Consider the following 7,335-nt stretch of genomic DNA (forward strand, 5'->3'; position numbering starts at 1 on the left):
GGGGCTTACTGTTTAATACGGCTAATATATCTCAATCTCTTGGAACTACGACTTACAATGGGGAAAAATGCACCCATGTTCGACATTTATTCGATAAGTTTACGCACCGCCGCTAAATCCTCAGGCGTATCAACACCGGCTGGCGGCGCTTCGAGCGCAACAGCCACATGAATTTTTTCGCCGTACCACAGTACACGCAGTTGCTCTAGATTTTCGATTTTCTCTAACACACTTGGCGACCAGTGTATGTAGGTATTGATAAACCCGGCTCGGTAAGCATAAATACCAATATGGCGCATTAATGGCTGAGTAATCGCCTTCGGTTCAAGAATAAAGTTATCGCGGTCCCATGGAATGCTCGCGCGACTAAAGTACAACGCATACCCATATTGATCAGTCACCACTTTAACGGCGTTAGGATTGAAAACCTCTTGCGGATCATCAATTTCCACCGCCAAGGTAGCCATTGGTGCTTGGCTTGACGCTAAGTTTTCCGCGACTTGACGAATAATCACTGGCGGGATGAGGGGTTCATCCCCTTGTACATTAACGATGATATGATCATCGTCAATCCCCATTAAAGCAATCACTTCGGCTAAACGTTCCGTACCAGATTGATGTTCGGTTGACGTCATGCATACTGATCCGCCAAAACTGAGGACCGCTTGCTCGACTCGACTATCATCGGTAGCAACAATTACCCGCTCAGCGCCTGCTTGCTGCGCTTGCTCATAAACCCACTGAATCATTGGCTTACCACCAATATCAGCCAACGGCTTACCTGGCAAGCGACTTGATTGGTAGCGGGCCGGAATGATAACCGTAAAAGACATTAGCGTCCCTCATCCATGGTCATACTTCTCGCTTCAGGTTCGAGCAGTACTGGAATACCTTCTTTTATTGGATAAGCCAGACGATCTAATTTACAAATCAGCTCTTGGTTACCTTTATCGTAAGTCAACTTCCCCTTGCATACGGGACAAGCCACAATTTCAAGCAGACGGTGGTCCATAATGTTCCATAACCTCTTTAATTTTATCTAATATGCACTGTTGATCAGTTGGTGAAATCTCGGCCGATACGGGTAAATACCACCAGTTTTTTGCTGCAAAATCTGTACACTTAACGGCATCTTTCTCTGTCATGATCACGTTATCACCTTGGCTGGCTAATTCGCGCAATGTCGTTTCATCAAATGCTTGATGATCAGCAAAATCATGGGTAAGAATCAGTGATGCACCGAGTTGATGTAACGTATTAAAAAAGCGAGCCGGATGGCCAATCCCAGCCCAAGCCACTAAACGGCTCAGGGCCGCAACATCAATGCGCTCTCCGCTGATGACATTAACCGCTAAGCTGGGTTTGAGTGTCATGGCAAGTTCACCCATAACCGGTTCTCCGCCATTATTGATCACAAAGTCGACTTGCTGTAAACGTTCGACAGGTTCACGTAATGGCCCCAACGGAAGCAGTTGTTGGTTACCAAAGCGACGGACTCCATCAACAACCGCAAATTCAATATCTCGTTCCAACGCATAGTGCTGTAAACCATCATCGGTAACAATAAGATCAACCCCTTGGCTGAGCAATGCTTGAACCGCATGCGCACGTATTGGGTCAACGGCCACTGGGGCACCTGTACGTTGATAAATCAGCTTAGGCTCATCACCACATTCGGTCGGTAAGGTATGGTCAGTAACCAATAACGGATATTGAGTTGCCTTACCTCCGTATCCTCTTGAAACCACGCCCGGTCGATAGCCTTGACGTTGCAGTAACTCCACTAACCAAACTACAACGGGGGTCTTACCATTACCACCAGCGGTAATGTTACCGACAACAATCACTGGCAATGGCGCTCGATAACGCGCTTTTTTACCAGACAAAAAGGCATGCCGGCGACGAGTACTGATCACATAAAACAGTCGACTCAATGGCCACAAAAGTGGCCAAAGCAAAAAATAGAGCGGATGGCGTCCAAACCACAATTTGTCTATCACGGATTAATCGCCAAACTGAATACGATGCAATTGCGCATAAGCGCCATTTTGTTTGATGAGATCAGCATGATTCCCACGCTCAATGATCTCACCGTCATCAACCACTAAAATTTGATCAGCTTGTTCAATCGTTGAAAGTCGGTGAGCAATCACTAATACCGTTTTATTTTTCTGTAATTCGTCAAGCGCGGCTTGAATAGCTCTTTCTGATTCAGTATCCAATGCTGAAGTTGCTTCATCCAAAATAAGCACAGGAGCATCACGCAGCAGAGCGCGAGCAATCGCAATACGCTGACGTTGGCCACCAGAGAGACTGGCTCCGTTCTCACCAATTATCGTATCTAAGCCTTGTGGTAAGTGTTGTATAAAGTCCATCGCATGGGCTAAGCGGGCAGCCTCTTCTATTTGCTCACGGCTGTATTGCTCTTGTGCAGCGTAAGCGATGTTATTGGCGATGGTGTCATTAAATAAATGAACATTTTGCGAGACTAAAGCAAAATGTTGCCGCAAATTGCTCAGCGTGTAATCACGAATATCGTGGTCATCAAGGTAGATGGCACCGGAATCGACGTCATAAAAACGGGTAAACAAATTAGCAATGGTTGATTTGCCCGAACCAGAACGTCCGACGAGTGCAACGGTTTTGCCTTGAGGAATGGTAAAACTTACATGCGATAATGCCGGTTTTTCTTTACCTTGATAAGTAAAAGAGACATCTTTTACGGCAATATCACCACGTACTTTATCTGTCACAAACTTACCATTATCGCGCTCAGTTTCCAGGTCCATTAACGCAAATAACGTTTGTGTTGCGGCCATACCTCGTTGAAACTCTGAAGTTACGTTGGTCAAAGCCTTTAAAGGGCGCATCAAACCAAACATCGCCGAGAAAATAACCGTGAAGGTACCAGGCGTTAAATCTGCACGAATAGAATCAACGCTAGCTAAGAATAAGACCGTCACCAAGGCTAATGAAGCAATCATTTGAATCACAGGATCGGCCACTGCTTGAGCCGAGACTAACTTCATAGTCTGCTGACGCATTTGATTGCTAACTTTATCAAAGCGTTTACGCTCAACCTCTTGTCCACCATAGCTTAAAACCACCTTATGGCCTTTAAGCATCTGTTCTGCCGACGAAGTGACATGGCCCATGGTTGTTTGCATATTTTTGGAGATTTTTCGAAAGCGTTTAGAGACCACTCGAATGCCAATCGCAACAATCGGAGCAACCACAATTAAAACTAGAGAGAGTTGCCAACTGTTCCAGAACATCAAGGTTAATAAACCAATGATACTGGCCCCTTCACGAACAATACTGACCATTGCTCGACTCGTGGCTCCTGCAACCTGTTCAGAATCATAAGTAATTCGCGATAATAAACCACCGGTTGACTCACGATCGAAAAAACTCACCGGCATATGCATAAACTGATTAAAAATCCGCCTACGCATCAGCATCACTACATTGCCAGATACCCAACTTAAACAGTAAGCAGAAACGAAGCCGCTACAGCCACGAATAAACATCAGACCAAGAATAATGAAGGGTAAGATCTGCAAAAAATTAGAGTCTGTACCACCAAAGCCTTCATCTAATAGCGGCTTTAGTAAGGAGATCATGTAGGTATCAGAGATCGCATTGATCACTAAAGCGATGGTCGCCAGCACCAATCCGACTTTATAAAGACGGATGTAAGTCCAAAGACGTTTAAAGGTTTGCCAAGTTGTTTCGTCAGAATTGAGTGACATAAAGCTGCTTTATCGATATTACAAAATTGACCTTATTCTACCTCTTTACGTAGCATCTGCCTATACCAAGGCGTGATTCGACCACCGCGTAAAGTGAAAAGCTGACGTTGAGATCCTTGGTAACGGAGTGTTATTTGTCCGACTTCTCCCGTATCAAGCCACGGAATGTCTAAAGATTGATAACGTGCGAGAACATCTGGATGAGGTAATTGCCATCGATGACCTTTCGCCAATGAGGCAATCGCCAACTGTGGATTGACCTTTGCTATAAACGCTTGTGTAGACGACGTTTGACTTCCATGATGAGGAACCACTAACACATCACTGTCTAATAACGCATCCCGACTGAGTAACCACTCACCAATCGCCGTTACATCACCGGTCAACAACACACTATGCCCATATTGCTGATCAACCATACGAACCACACAAGAATGAGGGTTATCCGCTCTATCAACCAAACGAGGTGGCCACACGACTTCAAACGTCAATTCTTGCCATTGCCAGAATTCACCTTGAATACACGGAGAGAAATGTTCATTACGATAACTAGCGCGAATCCAAGCTGGTTTTAGCCGCGATTGAATATCGGCTAATCCTCCCGCGTGATCATTATCACTATGGCTAATGATCACGCCATCAAGAGCATGTACTCCTCCACGTCGAGTTAATAACGGAATAATCAGTGATGTCGCTACACTGCCCTCATCCCAACTACTCCCTGTATCGTATAAAACATAACGTCCGTTACGCTCAATGATCATCGCCAAGCCATGCCCAACATCCAACATATCCACTTGCCAGTAGGCCTTCGGTTGTATTGTTAGCCAAGTGGCGCTAAAGAGTAACCCAATCGCAATAAGAGATCGCGCTGTCAACAGTGGCCGTAACATCATCACTAAAAATAAGGCCAACAAACTATATTGCCACGTTTGGTTAACCGGTAACCAGCTATGTTCAGCAAAGCCTAACGACCAGCTAAACGGCATTAAAGCCGCCTCAACCCAAGTCCAAAGCCACTGGACCTGATCGGCCATCAACACATTGCCGCACAAGACAATAAACAGTAAAGGAACAACCACAAAGCTGAACCAAGGAATAAACACGAGATTATAAAGCGCGGAATAAAGGCTAACGCCAGAGAAGAAGTAAGCCGTCACCGGAGCCATTAACATCACTAACAATAGATGGCCAGCAAGCACTTTCTTCCATAGCGGCCATCGACTATCGATGACGGAGACTTGGTAAATGACAAAGCTGACCGCTAAAAAAGACAACCAAAAACTTGTGCTTAATGAAGCGAAGGGATCCAAAGCCAATACCGCAGCTAACGTTAATAACACCCGCTGAATAGCCGTCACTCGAACATTGAACATCACTAAAAGAATATTCAACCAACACATCATCAATGCTCGCTGAGTCGGTAGCGTAAAACCTGCCAGCCAGGCATAACCAAGTGCAAACAATCCACCGCAAACAAAAGGCAGCCATAAGCCTTTTCTCAAAAGGCGGCTACCCATACCCCCTAACAAATAGCCAAATCCAAATGCCATACCGATGTGCAACCCTGAGATCGCAGTGAGATGGATTAAACCGCTATTGCGTAATTCCAACCACTGCTGTTCAGTAATCCCGCTACGCTCACCAAAAGTGAGGGCTAAAATAAAGCCTTGAACCTCGCTGGATCGCGTTCGTTGCTCAATATGTTGAAAAAATATCGCCCGTAAACTTGAACTGGGAATAATTTGATAAGGTGTATTAGGACGAACGTTCGCTTGTGCGCTCCAGCCTTGACTCAGAAAAAAGGCTTCTTGATCAAACCCGACTTCATTCAATCGCCCATAAATCGGCTTCACCTGTACCACAAATTGAGCGTGATCACCCAATTGTAAGGCGAGCGGGGAATTTAAACGTACCGTGGGAGACAAAAATCGGGGTAAAGATTGACCATTGATTGATCTCACTACAAAAGAACCACTAAAACCGTAGCGATGAGCAGTAAAAAAGCTGTCAGCGACACCTTTTATGGTAATATCTGTCGCAAATTGTAAGATATTATTGGACTGTGCGGTTACTTTATTTCCGTGTGTTATTATCAACACTAAGGCCAGTGTAATTCCGATGCATCCCCTGCCTCGGCGTGTCACGAGACTCATCATCAACACAACAACAATGCCAATGATAATAGGCCATTTGGGCATCCAAGGCCAAAATGGGGCAGAGAGTATCGTTAACGAGAACGAAGCCAACGTCCAGTAATTCGATAAGAGAGCCATGTTTCCTTATGCCAAGAAAGTTTATTAAACGTTTTATGCCTGATCACGCTGTTATTAAGCGTCAAAAGGCATTACAAATTTTTGGCTCCGTCCTCTACAACCCGAATCTGTGGTGTTTAAATCGACGCTCTGCTGCTGGTGCGTTTGCAGTCGGTTTATTTATGGCCTTCGTGCCGCTACCTAGCCAAATGATCATGTCTGCTGGCATAGCGATTATTTGTGGTGTGAACTTACCCCTCGCTGTTGCCTTGGTGTGGATAACCAATCCGATCACTATGCCATTTATCTTTTATTTCTCTTATAAAGTTGGCGCTTGGTTAATGAATACTCCGCCGCAACCTTTTCATTTTGAATTAACGTGGGAATTTCTTCACCATCAGATGCACACCATTGGTCCACCCTTTTTGTTGGGCAGTTTAGTCTGTGGTATTGTCGCCGGCTTATTAGGTTACTTTGGTATTCGAGGTTTATGGCGCTATTCCGTTGTACGCAGCTGGCAAAAACGTCGCGTGACCAATACGATAAAATAAACCATATTGATTTTGTTAGTGACTGTGCAGCTCTAGCGAATCATCGTGCGAGTGATACAACATTTTTCTGAGTAACCAGCAGTATACAAAAGATGAAAAAGGACCATTAGGTTAATGCCAGTCAGTTAAGCTGACTGGCTTTCTTTTTATTGGGGTATTTCTTTGCCTTTGGTTTTATTGCTCTCGGATATATCCGCTCTTCTCGTTTAATGGGCAAGACATGGTGTATCGCCTCTTCCTGCAAGTGAGTAATGCGCTTAGGGATTGTTCCCGCCGACTCCAACCAGAACCCCAAAATTACGTGAATAATAGAGTGAGCACACGTTGTGAAGCTCAGTTGGTTGAGGTAGATGCCAGGCACAGCTTTAGCCATGTTAACCATCTGATATCTAATAATGTTATAGCTAAGCAATAAGCCCCATAGTTCTTGTTTTACCATCTCTGGCTTCTTACTTCTCAGTGTGAACTCGTTGTTCAGAAGTGAAGACTTCATTTCCCGATATCCCACTTCGATTTCCCATCTATGACTGTAAAGCTCTGCTATTTCCGCTGGCGGATAACGACGATGATCAGTCATCGAGGTCAAGATACTTACTTCTTTCCCTTTGATAGTTTTCTTTATCAGGCGAACTTCGATGGTTTCAGGTAGTGACGGGGACTTCTTTCTCGCTTGAGGTGTTGTCTTGATTTCGACAATCCGATCATTGCGACCCAGCTTTCTGACTTCGGTAAATTGAGTATTCTTGCGCATTGACATTAGCCAATGCCTTTCAGTAC

Annotated in this window: 7 protein-coding genes; 1 reads left to right on the plus strand and 6 read right to left on the minus strand. The window is 44.9% G+C overall.

All coding sequences use genetic code 11. The features are described from left to right. Window positions 1-86 precede the first annotated feature (86 nt). The 5 genes from kdsB to CAG58_RS00500 are packed head-to-tail and all read right to left on the minus strand — an operon-like array spanning window position 87 to window position 6,028. The gene (gene kdsB / locus CAG58_RS00480) at window positions 87-833 is read right to left on the minus strand and encodes a 3-deoxy-manno-octulosonate cytidylyltransferase (RefSeq protein WP_161425914.1); all 747 of its coding nucleotides are present in this window, start codon (window positions 831-833) and stop codon (window positions 87-89) included. Then, window positions 833-1,012, minus strand: a complete 180-nt coding sequence (locus tag CAG58_RS00485) for a Trm112 family protein (protein WP_154167670.1) — start codon at window positions 1,010-1,012, stop codon at window positions 833-835. The genes kdsB and CAG58_RS00485 overlap by 1 nt, the downstream gene beginning before the upstream one ends. Continuing rightward, window positions 993-2,000, minus strand: a complete 1,008-nt coding sequence (lpxK, locus tag CAG58_RS00490; protein ID WP_161425913.1) for a tetraacyldisaccharide 4'-kinase — start codon at window positions 1,998-2,000, stop codon at window positions 993-995. Before lpxK ends, CAG58_RS00485 begins: the two co-directional genes overlap by 20 nt. 3 nt (window positions 2,001-2,003) lie before the next feature. Continuing rightward, complete coding sequence (msbA, locus tag CAG58_RS00495; protein ID WP_004394931.1) at window positions 2,004-3,752, minus strand: lipid A ABC transporter ATP-binding protein/permease MsbA; 1,749 nt, start codon at window positions 3,750-3,752, stop codon at window positions 2,004-2,006. A 32-nt stretch (window positions 3,753-3,784) separates the two neighbouring features. Beyond that, window positions 3,785-6,028, minus strand: coding sequence for a DNA internalization-related competence protein ComEC/Rec2 (locus CAG58_RS00500; RefSeq protein WP_161425912.1), 2,244 nt, complete (start codon window positions 6,026-6,028; stop codon window positions 3,785-3,787). Window positions 6,029-6,036: 8 nt separating this feature from the next. On the opposite strand from CAG58_RS00500, the gene CAG58_RS00505 reads away from it, so the two are divergent. Further along, window positions 6,037-6,558, plus strand: coding sequence for a DUF2062 domain-containing protein (locus CAG58_RS00505; RefSeq protein WP_161429595.1), 522 nt, complete (start codon window positions 6,037-6,039; stop codon window positions 6,556-6,558). A gap of 121 nt (window positions 6,559-6,679) precedes the next feature. Here the strand turns inward: CAG58_RS00505 and CAG58_RS00510 are convergent. Then, window positions 6,680-7,335 (minus strand): IS4 family transposase (locus tag CAG58_RS00510; RefSeq protein ID WP_161439682.1); only part of this gene is annotated, 656 nt, incomplete at its 5' end.

The sequence above is a fragment of the Vibrio sp. V31_P5A7T61 genome (genome assembly GCF_009904895.1).
In the GTDB taxonomy this organism is placed as follows: Bacteria; Pseudomonadota; Gammaproteobacteria; order Enterobacterales; family Vibrionaceae; genus Vibrio; species Vibrio metschnikovii.